General features: G+C 65.4%; 22 protein-coding genes and 1 other RNA gene. 5 read left to right on the forward strand and 18 right to left on the reverse strand.

The window, feature by feature from the left end; all coding sequences use genetic code 11:
• Positions 1 to 6 precede the first annotated feature (6 nt).
• From ACZ48C_RS11960 to ruvC, 10 genes are all read right to left on the reverse strand, one after another.
• The gene (locus ACZ48C_RS11960; RefSeq protein ID WP_119256726.1) at positions 7 to 1,119 is read right to left on the reverse strand and encodes a hypothetical protein; all 1,113 of its coding nucleotides are present in this window, start codon (positions 1,117 to 1,119) and stop codon (positions 7 to 9) included.
• Positions 1,120 to 1,128: 9 nt separating this feature from the next.
• Complete coding sequence (gene tolR, locus ACZ48C_RS11965; RefSeq protein WP_119256725.1) at positions 1,129 to 1,581, reverse strand: protein TolR; 453 nt, start codon at positions 1,579 to 1,581, stop codon at positions 1,129 to 1,131.
• Positions 1,582 to 1,614: 33 nt separating this feature from the next.
• The gene (gene tolQ, locus ACZ48C_RS11970) at positions 1,615 to 2,331 is read right to left on the reverse strand and encodes a protein TolQ (protein ID WP_464781241.1); all 717 of its coding nucleotides are present in this window, start codon (positions 2,329 to 2,331) and stop codon (positions 1,615 to 1,617) included.
• A 312-nt stretch (positions 2,332 to 2,643) separates the two neighbouring features.
• Complete coding sequence (gene ybgC / locus ACZ48C_RS11975) at positions 2,644 to 3,114, reverse strand: tol-pal system-associated acyl-CoA thioesterase (RefSeq protein ID WP_119256723.1); 471 nt, start codon at positions 3,112 to 3,114, stop codon at positions 2,644 to 2,646.
• Positions 3,115 to 3,180: 66 nt separating this feature from the next.
• On the reverse strand, positions 3,181 to 4,083 hold the full coding sequence (locus ACZ48C_RS11980) for a metallophosphoesterase (RefSeq protein WP_119256722.1): 903 nt from the start codon (positions 4,081 to 4,083) through the stop codon (positions 3,181 to 3,183).
• The gene (gene ruvB / locus ACZ48C_RS11985; RefSeq protein WP_464781242.1) at positions 4,084 to 5,124 is read right to left on the reverse strand and encodes a Holliday junction branch migration DNA helicase RuvB; all 1,041 of its coding nucleotides are present in this window, start codon (positions 5,122 to 5,124) and stop codon (positions 4,084 to 4,086) included.
• Positions 5,125 to 5,164: 40 nt separating this feature from the next.
• Positions 5,165 to 5,782 carry a Holliday junction branch migration protein RuvA gene (gene ruvA / locus ACZ48C_RS11990; RefSeq protein ID WP_464781243.1) on the reverse strand — a complete coding sequence of 206 codons (618 nt, stop codon included), beginning with the start codon at positions 5,780 to 5,782 and terminating at the stop codon, positions 5,165 to 5,167.
• An 11-nt stretch (positions 5,783 to 5,793) separates the two neighbouring features.
• Complete coding sequence (locus ACZ48C_RS11995; protein WP_318909831.1) at positions 5,794 to 6,210, reverse strand: type II toxin-antitoxin system VapC family toxin; 417 nt, start codon at positions 6,208 to 6,210, stop codon at positions 5,794 to 5,796.
• Complete coding sequence (locus tag ACZ48C_RS12000) at positions 6,191 to 6,451, reverse strand: AbrB/MazE/SpoVT family DNA-binding domain-containing protein (RefSeq protein ID WP_318909832.1); 261 nt, start codon at positions 6,449 to 6,451, stop codon at positions 6,191 to 6,193. The genes ACZ48C_RS11995 and ACZ48C_RS12000 overlap by 20 nt, the downstream gene beginning before the upstream one ends.
• A 55-nt stretch (positions 6,452 to 6,506) precedes the next feature.
• Positions 6,507 to 7,019: a crossover junction endodeoxyribonuclease RuvC gene (gene ruvC, locus ACZ48C_RS12005; RefSeq protein ID WP_318909833.1), complete on the reverse strand. Its 513-nt coding sequence runs from the start codon at positions 7,017 to 7,019 to the stop codon at positions 6,507 to 6,509.
• Between the two features lie 159 nt (positions 7,020 to 7,178).
• Here ruvC and ACZ48C_RS12010 point away from each other — a divergent pair, with 159 nt between their 5' ends.
• Positions 7,179 to 8,180 carry an LLM class flavin-dependent oxidoreductase gene (locus tag ACZ48C_RS12010; RefSeq protein WP_464781244.1) on the forward strand — a complete coding sequence of 334 codons (1,002 nt, stop codon included), beginning with the start codon at positions 7,179 to 7,181 and terminating at the stop codon, positions 8,178 to 8,180.
• Positions 8,181 to 8,363: 183 nt separating this feature from the next.
• Here the strand turns inward: ACZ48C_RS12010 and ACZ48C_RS12015 are convergent, their stop codons facing one another.
• Together ACZ48C_RS12015 and ACZ48C_RS12020 are read right to left on the reverse strand one after the other, a co-directional pair.
• Positions 8,364 to 9,110 (reverse strand): YebC/PmpR family DNA-binding transcriptional regulator, encoded by a 747-nt coding sequence (locus ACZ48C_RS12015; protein WP_119256715.1) that lies wholly within the window; start codon positions 9,108 to 9,110, stop codon positions 8,364 to 8,366.
• A 168-nt stretch (positions 9,111 to 9,278) separates the two neighbouring features.
• Positions 9,279 to 9,773 carry a hypothetical protein gene (locus ACZ48C_RS12020; protein ID WP_464781245.1) on the reverse strand — a complete coding sequence of 165 codons (495 nt, stop codon included), beginning with the start codon at positions 9,771 to 9,773 and terminating at the stop codon, positions 9,279 to 9,281.
• Between the two features lie 140 nt (positions 9,774 to 9,913).
• Here ACZ48C_RS12020 and ACZ48C_RS12025 point away from each other — a divergent pair, with 140 nt between their 5' ends.
• Positions 9,914 to 10,450, forward strand: coding sequence for a pyridoxamine 5'-phosphate oxidase family protein (locus ACZ48C_RS12025; RefSeq protein ID WP_318909836.1), 537 nt, complete (start codon positions 9,914 to 9,916; stop codon positions 10,448 to 10,450).
• Positions 10,451 to 10,459: 9 nt separating this feature from the next.
• Here ACZ48C_RS12025 and ACZ48C_RS12030 read toward each other — a convergent pair whose 3' ends face one another.
• The 3 genes from ACZ48C_RS12030 to ACZ48C_RS12040 form a co-directional block, all read right to left on the reverse strand.
• The gene (locus ACZ48C_RS12030; protein WP_454631985.1) at positions 10,460 to 11,284 is read right to left on the reverse strand and encodes a TIGR00282 family metallophosphoesterase; all 825 of its coding nucleotides are present in this window, start codon (positions 11,282 to 11,284) and stop codon (positions 10,460 to 10,462) included.
• Positions 11,285 to 11,293: 9 nt separating this feature from the next.
• Positions 11,294 to 11,878 carry a 5-formyltetrahydrofolate cyclo-ligase gene (locus ACZ48C_RS12035; protein ID WP_119256711.1) on the reverse strand — a complete coding sequence of 195 codons (585 nt, stop codon included), beginning with the start codon at positions 11,876 to 11,878 and terminating at the stop codon, positions 11,294 to 11,296.
• A gap of 71 nt (positions 11,879 to 11,949) precedes the next feature.
• Positions 11,950 to 12,936 (reverse strand): sugar-binding transcriptional regulator, encoded by a 987-nt coding sequence (locus tag ACZ48C_RS12040; protein ID WP_464781246.1) that lies wholly within the window; start codon positions 12,934 to 12,936, stop codon positions 11,950 to 11,952.
• Between the two features lie 297 nt (positions 12,937 to 13,233).
• Here ACZ48C_RS12040 and tal point away from each other — a divergent pair, with 297 nt between their 5' ends.
• Entirely contained in the window at positions 13,234 to 14,196 is a 963-nt protein-coding gene (tal, locus tag ACZ48C_RS12045; protein WP_464781247.1) for a transaldolase, read from the forward strand.
• 227 nt (positions 14,197 to 14,423) lie between these two features.
• On the opposite strand, the gene ssrS is transcribed toward tal, so the two are convergent.
• The 3 genes from ssrS to ACZ48C_RS12060 all read right to left on the reverse strand — a co-directional run bounded on the left by ssrS (position 14,424) and on the right by ACZ48C_RS12060 (position 15,355).
• Positions 14,424 to 14,582: non-coding RNA, 6S RNA (gene ssrS, locus ACZ48C_RS12050), on the reverse strand.
• A gap of 107 nt (positions 14,583 to 14,689) precedes the next feature.
• Positions 14,690 to 15,061 carry a cell division protein ZapA gene (locus ACZ48C_RS12055; protein ID WP_119256708.1) on the reverse strand — a complete coding sequence of 124 codons (372 nt, stop codon included), beginning with the start codon at positions 15,059 to 15,061 and terminating at the stop codon, positions 14,690 to 14,692.
• Positions 15,062 to 15,082: 21 nt separating this feature from the next.
• Complete coding sequence (locus ACZ48C_RS12060; RefSeq protein WP_119256707.1) at positions 15,083 to 15,355, reverse strand: DUF4164 domain-containing protein; 273 nt, start codon at positions 15,353 to 15,355, stop codon at positions 15,083 to 15,085.
• A 329-nt stretch (positions 15,356 to 15,684) separates the two neighbouring features.
• Here ACZ48C_RS12060 and tkt point away from each other — a divergent pair, with 329 nt between their 5' ends.
• Together tkt and gap are read left to right on the forward strand one after the other, a co-directional pair.
• A complete protein-coding gene (gene tkt / locus ACZ48C_RS12065) occupies positions 15,685 to 17,667 on the forward strand; it encodes a transketolase (RefSeq protein ID WP_318909841.1) in 1,983 nt (660 codons plus the stop codon).
• Positions 17,668 to 17,735: 68 nt separating this feature from the next.
• Positions 17,736 to 18,737, forward strand: a complete 1,002-nt coding sequence (gene gap, locus ACZ48C_RS12070; RefSeq protein WP_119256705.1) for a type I glyceraldehyde-3-phosphate dehydrogenase — start codon at positions 17,736 to 17,738, stop codon at positions 18,735 to 18,737.
• The last annotated feature ends 46 nt before the right edge of the window (positions 18,738 to 18,783 follow it).

The following is an 18,783-nucleotide window of genomic DNA, read 5'->3' on the forward strand; positions in this document are numbered from 1 at the left end:
TAGTTCCTACATCATTTCGCTCGGATCGAAGTTCACGACGACTTCGCTCCAGGCATCGTATTTTTCCGGCGGCAGCCCCTTGAAAGGCCGCGATTTCATGATGGCGCGGCGCGCGCCGCCGGCAAGCGCCCGGCGGGCAGCTTCCGAGCCGCCGGTCGCCACGACTTCCGGCTCGCCGATGATGTCGCCGTTCTGGTCGAGCTGCATCGTGACCTTGATGCGCACGTCGGCGGCATCCGAAAGGCCGGGGATGATCGACCAGTTGTTCTGGATCTGGCCGCGCAGCGCGTCCATCTCGCTCATCGAAAGCTTGGTGCCGGTCGTCGTCTTCTTGCCGCCGAGCGCCGCCTGTTCCTGCGAGCGCTTGGCGCCGCCGCCGGCCGCCTTTTCCTTGTTGAGAAGCGCAGCGATCTCGTCGGCGTTGAAGTCGCTGTCGTTCAGCGAGCTCGCCTTCTCCTGCTTCTTCTTCTCGTCCTTCTTACGGTCGGGCGTCTTGGCCGTCTGGGCCTTCGCCGTCTCGGTCTTCTTCTCTTCCGGCTTCTTCTCCGGCTCGGCCTTGGCCGTCTCGACCTTCGGCTTCATCTCGGGCAGCGGCACCTTGTCCGGCAGCGCCTCGGCTTCCGGGTCCTCGGCGGGCTTGTCTTCAGCCGGCTTGGCCTCGGGCTTCGGGTCGGGCTTGACCTCCTGCTTGGCCTCGGGAAGGGCCGCGACCTCGGTCGAGGGCTCGCTCGCCTTTTCGACCGGCTTTGCCTCCTCGACGGGCTTGCTGTCCGGCGTCTGGACGACCTTCTCGGCCTTTTCCGGCGAAGCGGCGGTCTCGATGTCGCGCGGCTTTTCTTCCGGCGTCGGCAGGTTCTTCAGGTCGATCTCGTTGTCGCCGACATTTTCCGCGTTCTCGACCGGCGTCTGCTTCTTGGTCGGAACGGGGGCGGCCTTTTCCTTCATTTCGGCTTTCTTGTCGCCCTGCTGAATCTGCGTCAGCTCCTCGATCGACACGATATCGACCGGCAGGGCCTCGACATCGGCGACGTCGAAGCTCTCGGGACTGCCGAGCGAAACCAGCGCCCAGGTGAGGACCACGGCGTGGATGACGGCGGATGTGGCAAGGCTGCCCTTCATGGCGTGCGATTACCTGTCCGGTTTCTGCTCGGTGACGAGGCCGATATTGGTGAAGCCGCCGGCCTGGATGCGCGACATGACGTCGGCCATGACGCCATAGGGCGCATTGCCGTCGCCGCGCACGAAGATACGCTCGGTATAGCCGGTGGTGGCCACGGCCTGGAGCTTGGCGGCGACCTCCTCGATCGGGATCGCTGTTTCCTGCAGGAAGACCTGGCCGTCGGCCTTGACCGAAACGGTGATCGGCTGCGTATCGGCGTTGAGGGCCTTGGCCTGCGTCTTCGGCAGGTCGAGCGGCACGCCGACGGTCATCAAGGGGGCTGCGACCATGAAGATGATGAGCAGCACCAGCATGACGTCGACCATCGGCGTCACGTTGATCTCGCTCATCGGGGCCCGCTTGCCGCCCCCGCGGCGGCGGCGACCGCCGCCTGAATTCTTCGCTCCGACTGACATGCCCATGGCGTCGTCTCCGTCTGTCCTGAACGCCGCGCTTTACTGCGCCGCAGCGCGCGGCTGCAGCTTCTCGTCGATCTGGCGCGAGAGGATGGCCGAGAACTCGTCCGCAAAGCCCTCCATGCGCGCCGTCAGCTTGCCGGCGTCGGCGGAGAACTTGTTGTAGGCGATGACCGCGGGAATGGCGGCGACGAGGCCGATGGCGGTGGCGAGCAGCGCCTCGGCGATGCCCGGCGCGACGACCGCAAGGCTCGTCTGCTTGGAGCCGGCGATGGCCTGGAAGGAGGTCATGATGCCGACGACCGTGCCGAAGAGGCCGACGAAGGGCGCCGCCGAGCCGATGGTGGCGAGCGAGCCGAGCCGGGCTTCCAGCGTTTCGGATTCGCGCGACAGCGTCACGTCCATCGCCCGGTCGATACGCATCTGCAGGCCTATGGGCGAGCGCGCCCCGCGTTCGAAGCTCTTCTTCCATTCCCGCATCGCCGCCACGAAGATGGCGCTCATGCCGGAGGTCTGCCGGTCGGAGAGCGTGCGATAGAGCTCCTCCAGCGACTGGCCCGACCAGAAGACCTGCTCGAAGCTGTCGAGCTGGCGGCGCGCGCGGCCGTAGCTCACGGACTTGTCGACCACGATGGCCCAGGTCCAGACGGACGCGGCGAGAAGGCCGAGCATGACCAGCTTCACGATGAATCCGGCCTGGATGAAGAGACCCCACAGGGTCACGCTGCCAGCCGCTTCCAAACCCACTTGTTCCATAGACCTATGTCCCCGAATCCAAACACCCGGCACGGGCGCTTTGCGGCCCAACCGGGTAACATTCCGCCGTGGCGGGCCTCTGGGAGGATAAACCCGCTACGGCATTCAATAACGCGCGTCGCAGTCAGGGTTTTCGTCCCGCACCCGCTTCGCAGTCCGTCAAGAATGTCCGGTTGATGCCGCCGGCCGCCATGCCGGTCAAACGCTTACAACCTGCCTTCTTCACGGCAATTTTGGTTAAAGGATGACGTGCAGTGCACAAAATCCTCACCCGTCGAGTAAGACATCATTATGGTTAAGGGAGTGTTACCGCTAATGCGCGGCCGAAACTTCTTGCGTCCTGGCAAGAAAACGCGCCGCCAGCGCCTCCGGCAGCCGGCGCGGCCGGCCCGCCGCGTTGATGACCGCGATGATGACGCGCGCGGCTATCAGAAGCTGGTCGCCGCGGCGGATTTCCTGGTTGAGGATCATCTTCGCCCCGCCCGCCTTCTCGGTGGACGTCAGGATCGTCAGGATATCGTCCATCCGCGCTGGCGCCTTGAAGTCGATCTCCATGCGATGAACGACGAAGACGAGGCCCTCGCGGTCCTCCTCCAGCACGAGGCTGCCCTGCTCGACGCCGAGCAGACGCAGATAATCCGTCCGCCCGCGCTCCATGAAATGCAGGTAGCGGGCGTGGTAGACGACGCCGGAAAAATCCGTGTCCTCGTAATAGACGCGCTGCACGAGCCGGTGGCCTGCCTCGCTGAGTTCGCCAGAAAGATGATGGGGGAGGTCTGTCATGATCGGTGTCCGGCAAGAATTTTCCGCCTCTCTCCCGCAAAGCGGCAGCAAATGCAAGGCCGGCGCTCAGCCGAGTTCGATCACCATGATCTCCGGCGGCGAGCCGAAGCGGACCGGCAGGCCGGAACAGCCAAGCCCGCCGGAAACGCACAGATGCCGGCCCTCCTCGACGATATGGCCGTAGACATAGCGGTTTCCGTAGCGCGACGGCACCACAGGCGCATAGCCGAAAAGCCGGACCTGGCCGCCATGGGTATGGCCGCACAGCGTCAGCGAAACCCGCGCGGGAACGCTCGGAAAGATGTCGGGCTCGTGGGCGATCAGAATGACGGGCGCGTCATCCGTCACCTGCGCGAGCGTGCCGGGCAGGTCGTCAAGCCCGGCGAACTGCGTGCGGTTCCATTTTCGCCCGGGATGGAGCGCCTGCTGGTCTTCGAGGCCTGCCAGCCAGAAAGCGCCGGATGCCGTTTCGATCCGCGCGGCGCGGTTGGCATAGACCGCGATACCGGCATCCCGCAAGGCCCGGTGGCTGAACGTCTCGCCGCCGCCCGCCGCCTGCGCCGCCCCGTCCTTCCACCAGTCGTGATTGCCGATGACGGCATGGACGCCATATGGCGCCTTCAGGATCGACAGCGCCCCGGCCCATGCGTCGGCCGGCACATGGTTCCAGACGGCACGCATGTCGGAGACATAATCGCCGAGGAGAACGATGATATCGCCGCCGAGCGCGTTCGCATGCTCGCAGATGGCGCGGATCCGCCCGACGCTCATCCAGGGATCGCAGGCATGGACATCGGCCAGCGCGACGATTCGCAGCTTCTGCCCCTCCGGCCAGCCGGGCGGCCGGATGCGATAGATCGTCGTGCCGAGCCGCAGCACCGGCTCCACGCCGACGGCGTAGGCGGAAGTGGCGAAACCCGCGGCAACCAAGCCTCCAAAGGCCTTCAGCAAACCGCGGCGGGTGATCACTCAGTCGTCCTCGGAAAAGAGCCTGAACTGTGACGCCTCGATATCCTTCGGCGGCGTGAGGCCCAGATGTTTCCAGGCATTTGCGGTTAAAACACGGCCACGCGGCGTGCGCTGGATGAAGCCCTGCTGGATCATGTAGGGCTCGATGATGTCCTCGATGGCGTCGCGCGGCTCGGACAGCCCCGCCGCGATGGTCTCGATGCCGACCGGCCCGCCGCCGAAATTGTGGGCGATCATCGAGAGGTAGCGCCGGTCGAGCTGGTCGAGGCCCATATTGTCGACGAGAAGCCGCGTCAGCGCCTCGTCGGCAATCTTTTGCGTCACCGCCTCCGCCCGCGCCACCTCGGCGAAGTCGCGCACGCGGCGCAGCAGGCGGCCGGCGATGCGCGGCGTGCCGCGGGCGCGCCGGGCGATCTCCCGCGCGCCGCCATCCGTCATGCCGAGCCCCATCAGCCGCGCGCCGCGGCGCACGATCGATTCCAGCTCCTCGACGGTGTAGAAATTGAGCCGCACCGGAATGCCGAAACGGTCGCGCAGCGGCGTCGTCAGCAGGCCGAGGCGCGTGGTGGCGGCGACGAGGGTGAATTTCGACAGGTCGATCTTCACCGAGCGCGCGGCCGGGCCTTCGCCGATGATGAGATCGAGCTGGAAATCCTCCATGGCCGGATAGAGGATTTCCTCGACGGCCGGGTTGAGGCGGTGGATCTCGTCGATGAAGAGCACGTCGCGCTCTTCCAGATTGGTCAGCAGCGCCGCAAGGTCGCCGGCTTTCGCGATGACCGGGCCGGAGGTCGAGCGGAAATTGACGCCGAGCTCCTTGGCCATGATCTGCGCCAGCGTCGTCTTGCCCAGGCCGGGCGGTCCGACGAAGAGCACATGGTCGAGCGCCTCGCCGCGGTTCTTCGCCGCCTCGATGAAGATCTTGAGGTTGGCGCGCGCCTCCGCCTGGCCGGTAAAGTCGTCCAGCGTCTGCGGGCGCAGGGCCGTGTCGATGTCCTCGCCGCGCTTGTCCGGCGAAAGCAGTCTCGTCTCGTCGCTCATTGAGCCCTAATCCCATTGTCCGCGGAGGAAGGCAACGGCATCACCGCGACAATTCCTTGAGACCGAGGCGGATGAGCTTGGCGCTGTCCGCCCCCTCCCCGCCATTCTTGAGCGCCGCCGCGACGGCATTGGCCGCCTGGTCGCGCGAGTAACCGAGATTGGTGAGCGCCGACACCGCATCGGCGACCGGCGCGGAGGCGACGCCCTCGCCGATCTCCTGCTTGAGCCCGATGGCGGCCGAGGCCTCGCCCGCAAAGGCCGGCGCCTTGTTGCGCAACTCGGTGATGATGCGCACGGCCACCTTCGGCCCGACGCCCGGCGCGCGCGAGACGGCCGTCTTGTCCTGCAGCGCGATGGCATTGGCCAGTTCTCCCGGCGTCAGCGTGGAAAGCACCGCCAGCGCCACCTTGGAGCCGACGCCCTGCACGCTCTGCAACAGCCGGAACCATTCCCGCTCCAGTGCCGTCAGGAAGCCGAACAGGCGGAACTGGTCCTCGCGCACATAGGTCTCGATGAACAGCGCGGCCGCCTCCCCGGCCGAGCCGAGCCTGCCGAGCGTGCGCGCCGAGCAATGGGCGACATAGCCGACGCCGTGCACGTCGAGAACCACATGATCCTCGCCGATCTCGTCGATGGTGCCTTTGAGTTTGCCGATCATGGATGGGTCCGTCAGGGATGGGTTTCGGGGGAGATGATGTCGAGCGCGGGGAAATAGGTACGGTAGCGGGCGGCATCGCGGGTGAGGAGCCGGTGGGAACGCACGCAAGCATGCGCCCCGACAAGGAAGTCCGGCAGCGTACGTTCCCGCAGCCCACCCGCCCGGCGATAGGCATAGTGCGCCTTGCCGGCAGCGAATGCCGCTTCATAGGAAAAGGGTTCCCGCCGCATGCGAAGCCAACCGAAGGCGAGGTTCAGCTCCAGTTCGCTGAGCGGCGATGCCGCAAGCTCCGACCAGACAACGGAATGGAGAACCAACTCCCCCTCTTCCACGCACCGTTTCAGGGCGGCAAGTGACCAGACCCGTTCCGGACGATCCGGCCCGAGGATGTCGATCAGAACATTGGTATCAACGACGGTCGAGGTCATCACGCGGCCCCCGCAGCCATTCGAAATATTCGTCGGGCGTCATGCCGTCGAGATCCCACGTTCCCCTGACGCTGGCCGCCCAGGCGTCGAAATCCTTGAAATCGCCTTTGCCGTCGCCGACCTTCACCAGCATCACGCCGTCGTTCGAGACAACGAAGTCCACCTCCGAACCGGGCTCGATGGCGAGCCGGTCGCGGATATCCTTCGGGATCGTCACCTGACCTTTTTCCGTCACACGCATGGTAATACCTCTGCGGTATTACTTATCGTCGCAACCGGAACAAGTCAAGAACAAATCAACCAGCGAGCTTGGCGAGGCGGCCGGAGAGGCCCTGGCGGTTGTGGGCGTGGCAGATGGCGATGGCGAGCGCATCGGCCGCGTCGTTGCCTACGAAAGTGGCCTTCGGCATCAGCACTTTCAGCATCATGTGGATCTGCTGCTTCTCGCCGTGGCCGACGCCGATCACCGCCTTCTTGACGGCGTTCGGCGCATATTCGGCAACGCGCAGGCCCGCGCGGGCCGGCACCAGCATGGCGATGCCGCGCGCCTGGCCGAGCTTCAGCGTGGCGGTCGCGTCCTTGTTGACGAAGGTCTGCTCGACGGCAGCCTCGTCGGGCTGGTAGCTGTGCACGACCTCGGCAAGGCCGTCATGGAGCTGGCAGAGGCGCGAAGCGAGATCCATGTCGCCATCCGACGTCACGGTGCCCGAGGCAACGAAGCGCAGGGAGTTGCCGAGCGTCTCGATAATGCCCCAGCCGGTGCGGCGAAGCCCCGGATCGATGCCGATGATGCGAATCGTGTCCTGCATTGTCCAACCCTAACCCTGTCCGCCGGACCCTGCCAGCGAAATGTGAACAAAACAAAAACAAAGCATCACTATGCGAATTCCGGAATTCCTTGCTTGGATTCGAGAAAACTGAACCTACATGGGGAAGCGATCAAAATCCCTTACAAAGAGGCCGCTCCCATGGTGCCCTTCTCCATCCTCGACCTGTCCCCGGTCATCGAAGGCGGCACCGTCGCCCAGTCGCTGGAAAATTCCCGCCGTCTGGCGCAGGAGGCCGAGGTGCACGGCTACAAGCGCTTCTGGCTCGCCGAGCATCACGGCATGCGCGGCATCGCCAGCGCCGCCACCTCCCTCGTCATCCAGCATGTCGCGGCGGGCACCGAGACGATCCGCGTCGGTTCCGGCGGCATCATGCTGCCGAACCATTCGCCGCTCGTCATCGCCGAGCAGTTCGGCACGCTCGCCGCGCTCTTCCCGGACCGCATCGACCTCGGCCTCGGCCGCGCCCCGGGCACGGACATGCGCACCGCGCAGGCGCTGCGCCGCAATCTCGACAGCGCCGCCAACAATTTCCCGCAGGACGTCATCGAGCTGATGCAGCTCATGGGACCGCCCGCGCCGGACCAGAAGGTCGTCGCCGTGCCGGGCGCGGGCAGCAACGTGCCGGTCTGGCTGCTCGGCTCCAGCCATTATTCGGCGCATCTGGCTGGCATGCTCGGCCTGCCCTTCGCCTTCGCCTCGCATTTCGCGCCGGACATGCTGCTGACGGCGCTGGAGATCTACCGCGAGCGCTTCGAGCCCTCGCAATATCTCGACAAGCCCCATGTCATGGTGGGCGTGATGGGCGCGGCGGCCGATACGGATGCGGAGGCCGATTACCTCTTCACCTCCATGCAGCAATCCTTCGTGCGCCTTCGCCGCGGCACGCCCGGAGCCTTCCCGCCGCCGGTCGACAGCATGGACGGCTTCTGGAACGAGCAGGAGCGCATCATGGTGGAGCATACTCTGCAATATGCCGTCGTCGGCGGGCCGGAGAAGATCGAGCGCCGGATCGCCGATTTCCTCTCCCTCACCAAAGCGGACGAGCTGATCGTCTCCATGCCGGTCCACGACATGGAGGCGCGGGTGAAGTCGCTGCGGTTGTTTGCAGGGGCGCAGAGGAAACTGGCCGAGGCAGAGTAAGGGATTGCCCCTCATCCCGCTGCCGCGACCTTCTCCCCGCAAGCGGGGAGAAGGAGTTTCGTTGTACCGGCGTCTTCCCATCTCGACGATGGGTGGGAAGGAAGCCATTCCCGTCTGCCGCCTTCGCCGCTTGCGGGGAGAAGGTCGCGGCAGCGGGATGAGGGGCCGTCGCAGCTCCCCCGATCAGGCCGAAAGCTTGGCCAGGACCTCGTCGGAGACCTCGAAATTCGAATAGACGTTCTGCACGTCGTCGTCGTCTTCCAGCGTGTCGATGAGCTTCATCAGCGACTGCGCCTTTTCCTCGTCGACCGGCACGGTGTTCTGCGCCTTCCAGATCGCCTTGACGGTCTCGGCCTCGCCGAGCGTGTCTTCCAGCGCCTTGGAAACGTCGCCGATATCCTCGAAGCCGCAGATGATCGAGTGGCCGTCCTCGTCCGTCGTCACGTCCTCGGCGCCGGCCTCGATGGCGGCGTCCATGACGGCGTCGGCGCTGCCGGCTGAAAGCTTGTAGGTGATCTCGCCCACGCGGTCGAAGGAGAAGGAGACCGAGCCGGTTTCGCCCAATGCGCCGCCGGCCTTGGAGAAGGTCGAGCGGACGGAGGAGGCGGTGCGGTTGCGGTTGTCGGTCAGCGCCTCGACGATGACGGCGACGCCGCCCGGGCCATAACCCTCGTAGCGGACTTCCTCGTAGTTCTCCGCATCTCCGCCGGAGGCCTTCTTGATGGCGCGCTCGATATTGTCCTTCGGCATGGACTGGGCCTTGGCGTTCTGGATCGCCAGGCGCAGGCGCGGGTTCATCGCCGGATCGGCCATGCCCGTCTTCGCCGCCACCGTGATTTCACGGGCGAGCTTGGAGAACATTTTCGACCGCACGGCGTCCTGCCGACCCTTGCGGTGCATGATATTCTTGAACTGTGAATGGCCAGCCATGGCACCCCTGTCTTGGTTTGGCGCCCTTTGTTTCGGTCGCCGGTCTTTGAGCGGGACAGGACGACCGCGGTGACGCGCCGGCTTGCTGCCCCGATTTTTGGAATGCCGCCTTATAATTTCATTGTCGCCGCGCGTCCAGCAGTCCGGCGAACAAAGCGAAGGAGGATTTCAGTCGGCCTTCAAGCGTGCGCGGCTGAGGAGGAAGGAATGGCCGTCCTCACGCTCGCAGGTCAGCCCCGTGCGCTCCGAATGGCAGGTGAAGGGACCGCCGCGCCAGACCTCGCCATAGTCGAGGATCGTCTTCGCCCCGCAGCAGCCCTGGTCGCCGACATTGGAAAGCACCCTGCCCTTGCCGCTGCGGCCGAGAATGGCGCGCACATATTTCGGCTCGATCCGGTCGCAGGAAAGCTCCGGCCCGCCGTCCTCCGGCTGGTAGACGTCCGTGCCGCCCTCGGGAATGTAGACGCAGCCGATATTGCCCGAGGGCATGGAAAATTCCTGCGCGACCCCGAGGGAGCGCGCCGGCGCCTTCTCCACCGGCTGCCTGGCCGCCCCGTGCGGCTGGCCGGATTCCGCTGCCGGCCCGCCCGGCATCGGCGCGCCGTCGGCAAGCGCGATGGCGGAGGAAACGAGCAGGAGGGAAGCGGAAAGAAGAAGACGCATGAAGAAATCCCGGTCTCTGGAGCCGCGGAGAATAGAAAGCGCCAGCCGCTTCGGCAAGCCGTGCGATCATGCGCCGCCGGAACCTTGTCCGCCGCCCCACGTTCCTCCGGGCGTCAACCCAACGAATGAGAGGAACAGCCATGTCCAACCTCACCCGGGCGCGCGAACACCCGAAGGAACAGCTTTTCGACGAGATCGACCGGATCCATGCCGGCATGCTCGGCATCGAGGGCAGCCACATGCACATGCAGCCGATGGCGCCGCAGCTTGATCGCCAGACCGCGACGATCTGGTTCTTCACCAAGACGGATGCGGAGATCGTCGAGGCGATCACGCCCGGCGCCCGCGCGCATTTCTGCGTGGTCGGCAAGGACCACGATTACCATGCCTGCGTCGCCGGCCGTATTTCCGTTCGCAAGGATCCCGCCAAGATCGACGAATACTGGAGCTCCGTCATCGAAGCCTGGTTCGACCACGGCAAGCACGATCCGCAGCTCACCATGCTGGCGCTGGAGATCGAGGACGCCGAAATCTGGGCCTCGACCGGCAGCAGGCTGAAATTCGGCTGGGAGATCGCCAAGGCGAACCTCAACCCGGACGACGAGCCGGATGTCGGCGTGAAGGCGCATGTGACCTTCAGCAGCGGCTCGGCAGATCACCTGCGCCACATGATCTGACGCGGGCTGTCAGTTCCAGAAATCCGGCACCGTCTCGGCAAGGCGCGCGCCGAGACGCAGCGGCGCGATCTTCTCGGCAAGGCCGGTGCGGTCGGAAATCTCGACCGCCAACCCGCAGATCGTCGCCGGGCCGGAGGCCGCCTCGAAGCGTCCGCGCGGCATCTTGGAGATGAAGCGGTTGAGCGGCTCTTCCTTGTCCATGCCGAGCGAGGAATCGTAGTCGCCGCACATGCCGGCGTCCGACATGTAGCCCGTGCCGCCGTTGAGGATCTGGCAATCGGCCGTCGGCACATGGGTATGCGTGCCGACGACGACGCTGGCGCGCCCGTCGACGAAATGGCCGAAGCACTGCTTCTCGCTGGTCGCTTCCGCATGGAAATCGAAGATGATGGCGTCCGCCTGCTCGCCGAGCGGGCAGGACGCCAGGATCGCCTCGCCCGCGGTGAAGGGATCGTCCAGCTCGGGATGCATGAAGACGCGGCCCATGATGTTGGCGACCAGCACGCGTGCCCCGTTGCGGGCGATGAAAAGGTTGGCGCCGCGGCCGGGCGTGCCGGCCGGATAGTTGGCGGGCCGCAGGAACTGGTCGTGCCGGCCGGCAAAGCCCACGGCCTCCTTCTGGTCCCAGACATGGTTGCCGGTCGTCACGACGTCGGCCCCGGCATTGATCGTCTCCAGGAAGATATCCTCGGTGATGCCGAAGCCGCCGGCCGCGTTCTCCCCGTTGACGACGACGAAATCCAGCTTGAAATCGCCGATCAGGCCCGGCAGGCGCTCCCAGACGGCCGTCCGCCCGGTCTTGCCCACCATGTCGCCCAGAAAGAGAAAACGCATCGAACTGCCTTATGAAACCTGTTGGAACATCCGCAAGCCGCTTTCCGTGAGGATCGCATCCAGCGGAACGTCGTGCGGCTCGGCCGGTACTGATGCCACTTCCTGGCAGTCGAACGCAATGCCGATCAGCATCGGCGTGCGGCCTTTCGCCTTCAGCCGGTCGATCGCCCGGTCGTAATGGCCGGCGCCATAGCCGATGCGGTTGCCCGCCGCGTCGAAGGCGGAAAGCGGCATCAGGAGGATGTCGGGATCGATGACCGCCGCCTCCGGCCCCGGCCCGGTCGTGCCGAAGCCGGTCTTGACCACCGGCGCGCCGACGACAAGCTCGCGGAAGACGATCGTCTCCCGGTCGAGCACCACCGGCAGGCAGAGCCGCGCGCCGCGCGTGCGCAGATGCGCCATCAGCGGCCGGATGTCGGCCTCCGAGCGGATCGGCCAGAAGCCGGAGATCACCGTGCCGGGATCGAATTCGATGCGGTCGCCCGCATGCCCGGCCATGGCAAGGCTGCCCTCGATGCGCGCCTCCGGCGTCATCGCGTCGCGCAGGGCCAGCCGCTCGTTGCGGATGGCCGCCTTCTCTTCCCTCGGTGTCACGGATGTCTCCCGCTGCTTTTCGCTCCGCTTAGCAGCAGGCGGTGCCGCAATCAAATCCCACGATGATCCGGTCAGGCCGCGGCGGAGGTTTCGGCAAGCGCCAGCATCGCCTTCGCGGCGCCCTCGTCGGTGATCAGCGTGTTGCAGCCGACGCGGCGGATGGTGGCGCGGATGGCCGGCGCCCGATGCGCCCCGCCGGAGACGAGCACGATATGTCGCGCCTTCTTCACCGTATCGAGATCGATCGACATGACCCGGTGGCGGATCGGATGGTCGATGGTGTGCCCCTCCGCATCGAGGAAATTGCACATCGTATCGCACACGCAGCCCGCCGCGATCAGCTCCTCCAGCTCCCGCCGGGCGATGAAGTCGCGCGACAGCGAGCTTGCCTCCGGTCCGATATCGCCGCAGCTCACCACCGCGATATCCATGTTCTCGGCAAGTTCGAACAGGGTCTTGAGGCCGCATTTCTCGATGAGGCTGCGCTTGGTCTCGCGCGAATCGACGAGAAGCGGCGCGAGGAACAGGTAACACTCCGCCCCGAGCTGGCTGGCAAGCTGCCAGGTATATTCGATGGGGTTGATGCGATGCGCCTCCACGACGCCGCCGAGCAGCGAGACGACCTTGACGCGCTCGCGGCGGGCGGGGCGGAAGCTGGCCAGCGAGGCCGTCAGCGTGCGCCCCCAGCCGACGCCGACCGTGCAGTCGTCGGGGATCGCCTCCGTCAGGAACTGGCCGAGCGCGAGGCCGACGCTCTTGGCCGTCGCCTCCGCGCTGTCGGCCGCCGGCACCACAACGGCCTCGTCGAGCCCGTAGGCCCTTTCCAGCCGCACGGAAAGTTCCACGCAGTCGGCAATGCCCTCGTTGATCCAGATCTGCACCTCGGAGCGCTTCAGCGCCTCGTCGAGCATGCGCACGACCGTGGTGCGGCTGACGCCGATCTTCTCCGCCACGTCCTTCTGGGTGAGGCCCTGGTTGTAATAGAGCCAGGCGGCCCGCAGGCGTAGCGCCGTCGATTCCGAATAGGCCGTATGTGTGTCGCGCCGGAGCCTTGCCACGTCGCCTCCATCTTGCTCGTTCGTTTCCGGCGGGCACCTTAGCACATCGCTGGGGAAATGCGACATATGTTCACGAGAGTGGGCAAAAGTGCTTGACTTTGTCCCGGGGAAATGTCGATAGTCGCCCCATGTCGACTGGCGGTTTTCCGCCGGTCGCCAGTGTGTGCCGGCAAGCCGGCGGCCGAAACGGAAGCACGGCCGCACGCACGCCTGCATAGGAACATGGAGGAGGGTTCGACGTTTCCCCTGCAAGGGCCGGGGACGGAGGCCCAGCAACAACCTTTCGGGAATTCGGATATGACGTCCAAGCTTGAACAACTCCGCGCGATGACGACCGTCGTGGCAGATACCGGCGACATCGAAGCCGTGCGCCGCCTGAAGCCGGTCGATTGCACCACCAATCCCACCATCGTCCTGAAGGCGCTCGGCACGCCGGCATTTTCCGACGCGGTGGCCGAAGCCATCCGCTGGGGCCGGTCGCAAGGCGGCAATCACGAGGGCGTCGTCGCCGCCGTCGGCGATCGCCTCGCCATCGCGGTCGGCGCCGCGCTTGCCGAGCTGGTGCCCGGCCGCGTCTCGACCGAAGTCGATGCCGACCTCTCCTTCGACACCGAGGCCTCCATCGCCAAGGCTCGCGAGATCATCAAGGCCTATGACGCGCGCGGCATTTCCCGCGAGCGCATCCTGATCAAGCTCGCCTCCACCTGGGAAGGCATCCGCGCCGCCGAAGTGCTGCAGAAGGAAGGCATCGACTGCAACCTGACGCTGCTCTTCAACCAGGCCCAGGCCATCGCCTGCGCCGATGCCGGCGTCTTCCTCATCTCGCCCTTCGTCGGCCGCATCCTCGACTGGCATGTCAAGGCCTCCGGCAAGACCTTCACCGCCGAAGACGATCCGGGCGTCCTCTCCGTCCGCGCGATCTACGACTACTACAAGTCCAACGGCATCGACACGATCGTCATGGGCGCCTCCTTCCGCAACACGGGCGAGATCGAAGCGCTGGCCGGCTGCGACCGCCTGACGATCAGCCCCGCCTTGCTCGAGGAACTCGACGCCGCATCGGGCAAGCTGGAGCGCAAGCTCTCGCCGGAAAAGGCCGCCAAGGTCTCGCCGATCAAGATCGACGAGAAGGCCTTCCGTTGGATGCTGAACGAGGACGCCATGGCGACCGAAAAGCTCTCCGAAGGCATCCGCGCCTTCGCCAAGGACCTTGGCAGCCTGCGCGCCATGGTCGACAAGCAGCTGAAGGCGGCCGCGTAAGGCGTTCGCCGCCCTGCCCCTCACCCTAACCCTCTCCCCGCAAGCGGGGAGAGGGGACTTGCCCCACGCAACGATGAAGATTTGGGGAAACCGGGCGCGGCATATCCCTTCGCCCCGCTTGCGGGGAGAAGGTGGCCAGCAGGCCGGATGAGGGGCAACTGCCCGGAAGAAAACACGAAGGCCGCCCCATGGGGCGGCCTTTTCGTTCTGACGGTGATTTCAGCAAGGTACGATCCGCGACGACCGATGGAGGTTTACGATCCTGGGTGCCTACAAACGTAGGTGGGCACCGTGTGACCAAGCCCACGGGCCGGGTCAGGGACAGCTCCCTTTGGATCGAGTATGGCCCCAGGGATTGTGGTTCCTGTCGGGAAGCGCAGATCGCATCCGACATATAGGATGAAAGCGGCGTTTTCGCCAGTGGCAATTCCCGAAGCAGCTCAGCAAAAGTGCGAAGCCCTCGCCGTGCGCAAAGGCCTGGAAACGCCGCGGATCAGTTCGCCGGCGGCTTGCCGGTGAGCTTGGCGGCCATGCCCTGGATCTGGCTGGTCAGCTCGTTGAGGGCGACGGCGATGGCTTCCTCGTTGCGCGAAACCTCGCTCATCACGCCCTCGCGGCCCGTGCGCAGCTCCTCGGTTTCCTTTTCCAGCTTGGCGAGACGCCGGGTGACGTCGTTGAGCTCGTCCATCACCATGATGCCGGCCATGACGGTGAGCCTCAGGTCGCCGATCTCGCCGAACTGGCTCTTCAGGTGGCCGACATATTGATCGAAGCCGGCGGCAAGCTCTTCGAGATGCCCCTCCTGGCCTTCCTCGCAAGCCATGCGGTAGGCCTTGCCATCGATCTGTACGGTCACCTGTGCCATGCGAAGTCTTTCTTTCTGGGATTAACGGTCGAGCACGGCCCGGATCGTCTCCATCGCCGTGACGAGCCGGCGGGAGACCTCGCGGTTCACCTCTTCCAGACGGTTCGCGCGGAATTCGGATTGATCGAGCTCCTGGGCGAGCCGCGAGCGGTCGACGTTCACCCGCCGCACCTCGCCCTCGACCTCGCCGTGATCGCGCTCGCGGTCGAAGCGCATGTCGAGCGCGTTGTCGAGGTTCGCGAGAGCCCTGCGAAGCTCCTCTATCGCCGCCCTGACTGTTTCCCCGTTTGTCATGAAGCCTTCACCGGCACTTTCAAAAATACGAATCGCCGCCGCCAGCGCCGGTTCCCTTCGCGCGACAGTATTCAACTGCGGGCCCGAGCGTCAACAGCATGGCAATCCGCGCGCCAAAGCCGCTGTGGATCGGCGTTCCGCACCCCTCGCGCGAACGGCCCGGCAAAGGCTTTCGGAACTGCTAAAAAACGTCGCGGAACCAGCGCCCAAGTGCCGCAAAACCCGCCGAATTCGTTGACTTAGACGGTGCACCTGCTATGTGTCACCCCGCTTCCAACCGATACCCGGAACGGCATCGGCCCTGACACCCCGAAGAAGACGGAACAGTCATGATCTCTCGCGAAAAACACGACCGGATGGCGAACGCAATTCGCTTCCTTTCCATGGATGCCGTGGAAAAGGCGAACTCGGGTCACCCCGGCCTGCCCATGGGCGCAGCAGACATCGCAACGGTTCTTTTCACCCGCTTCCTGTCCTTCGACCCGAAGACCCCGTCCTGGCCGAACCGCGACCGCTTCGTCCTGTCGGCCGGCCACGGCTCTATGCTCCTCTACTCGCTGCTCTATTTGACGGGCTACGAGGACATCACGATCGACGAGATCAAGAATTTCCGCCAGCTCGGCGCCCGCACCGCCGGCCACCCGGAATACGGCCACGCCGCCGGCATCGAGACGACCACGGGTCCGCTCGGCCAGGGCATCGCCAACGCCGTCGGCATGGCGCTTGCCGAACGCAAGCTGCGCGACGAATTCGGCTCCGACCTCATCGAGCACTACACCTATGTGCTTGCCGGTGACGGCTGCCTCATGGAAGGCATCAGCCAGGAAGCGATCTCGCTCGCCGGCCACCTCAAGCTCAACAAGCTGATCGTCTTCTGGGACGACAACAACATCTCGATCGACGGCCCGATCTCCATTGCCGACTCGACCGACCAGCACGCCCGCTTCCGCGCCAGCCAGTGGAACACGATCGCCGTCGACGGACACGATCCGGACGCCATCGCCGCCGCCATCGAGGAAGCCCACAAGTCCGACAAGCCGACCATGATCGCCTGCAAGACGACCATCGGCTTCGGCGCGCCGAACAAGGCCGGCACGCACAAGGTCCACGGTTCGCCGCTCGGCGCCGAGGAAATCGCCGCCACCCGCAAGGCGCTGAACTGGGAATCGGAAGCCTTCGTCGTTCCCTCCGACGTGCTCGACGCCTGGCGCCTCGCCGGCCTGCGCTCCACCAAGGCGCACAAGGAATGGGAAGCCCGCCTCGAAAAGACCGATGCCGAGAAGAAGGCGCAGTTCACCCGCCGCTTCGCCGGCGACCTCGAAGGCAGCCTCGATTCCGCGATCTCCGCCTACAAGCAGAAGCTCGCCGAGACGAAGCCCAACCCGGCAACCCGCAAGGCTTCGGAAGACGCGCTGGAAGTCATCAACGGCGTCCTGCCGGAAACCATCGGCGGCTCGGCCGACCTGACGGGTTCCAACAACACCAAGACCAGCCAGACCAAGTCGATCACCCCGAACGACTTCTCCGGCCGCTACATCCACTACGGCGTGCGCGAGCACGGCATGGCGGCGGCGATGAACGGCATGGCGCTGCATGGCGGCCTCATTCCCTATTCCGGCGGCTTCCTGATCTTCTCGGACTATTGCCGTCCGTCGATCCGCCTCGCCGCGCTGATGGGCATCCGCGTCATCCACGTGCTGACGCACGATTCCATCGGTCTTGGCGAAGACGGCCCGACGCACCAGCCGGTCGAGCACATGGCCGCCCTGCGCGCCATCCCGAACCTGCTCGTCTTCCGCCCGGCCGACGCCACGGAGACGGCGGAGTGCTGGCAGCTCGCGCTCGAAAGCCACAACCGTCCGTCCGCCATCGCGCTGACGCGCCAGAACCTGATGCCGGTTCGCCTCGAATACGAGGAAGAGAACCTTTGCGCCCGCGGTGCCTACGATCTCGTCTCGGCCAGCGACGCCCAGGTGACGATCTTCGCCACCGGCTCGGAAATCGAGATCGCGGTGAAGGCCCAGCAGGCTCTTTCGGCCAAGGGCATCTCGACCCGCGTCGTCTCGGTTCCCTGCTTCGAGCTCTTCGCCGAGCAGCCGGAAGCCTACCAGCAGGCCGTCATCGGCAATTCGCCGGTCAAGATCGCCGTCGAAGCCGGCATTCGCCAGGGCTGGGATCACTTCATCGGTTCGGACGGCATCTTCGTCGGCATGTCCTCCTTCGGCGCCTCCGGCCCCTACAAGGAGCTCTACAAGCACTTCGGCATCACGCCGGAGGCCGTCGTTGCCGCCGCGGAAGCCAAGCTGGCCTGAGCGCCGTCGGGCGCGGCCCCGGCCGCGCCTCGCATCGCCAAACGTTTATCCATAGGGAGAAACCCGAAATGACTGTGAAAGTTGCCATCAACGGCTTTGGCCGCATCGGCCGCAACGTGCTGCGCGCCATCGTCGAATCCGGCCGCACCGACATCGAAGTCGTCGCCGTCAACGACCTCGGCCCGGTCGAGACCAATGCGCATCTCGTCCGCTACGATTCCGTCCACGGCAAGTTCCCCGGCACCGTCACCGTTTCCGGCGACACGATCGACGTCGGCCGCGGCCCGATCCGCGTCACGGCCATCCGCGACCCGAAGGAACTGCCCTGGGGCGACGTCGACATCGCGCTGGAATGCACCGGCCTCTTCACCACCAAGGAAAAGGCCTCCGCGCACCTTGCCAACGGCTCCAAGCGCGTCATCGTCTCGGCCCCGTGCGACAATGCCGACAAGACCATCGTCTACGGCGTCAACCACGACACGCTGACCAAGGACGACCTCGTCATCTCCAACGCCTCGTGCACGACGAACTGCCTTGCGCCGGTCGCCTACGTTCTCGACAAGGCCTTCGGCATCGAGAAGGGCTACATGACGACGGTCCACTCCTACACGGGTGACCAGCCGACCCTCGACACCATGCACAAGGACCTTTATCGCGCCCGCGCCGCCGCGCTGTCGATGATCCCGACGTCCACCGGCGCCGCCAAGGCCGTCGGCCTCGTGCTGCCGCACCTCAAGGGCAAGCTCGACGGCTCGTCGATCCGCGTGCCGACCCCGAACGTCTCGGTCGTCGACCTGAAGTTCGTGCCGAAGCGCAACGTCACGGCCGAGGAAGTCAACGCCGCCGTCAAGGCAGCCGCCGAAGGCGAGCTGAAGGGCATCCTCGACTACGTCACGGGGCCGCTTGTCTCGGTCGACTTCAACCACGACAGCCATTCGTCGAACTTCGCCGCCGACCAGACCAAGGTCCTCGACGGCAACCTCGTTCGTATCCTTTCCTGGTACGACAACGAATGGGGCTTCTCGAACCGCATGTCCGACACGGCGGTTGCCCTCGGCAAGCTCATCTAAGCGGAAACGCGAAACACCCGGGCAGAGATGTCCGGGTGTTTTTTCT

The organism is Shinella sp. 1A1 (genome assembly GCF_055379515.1).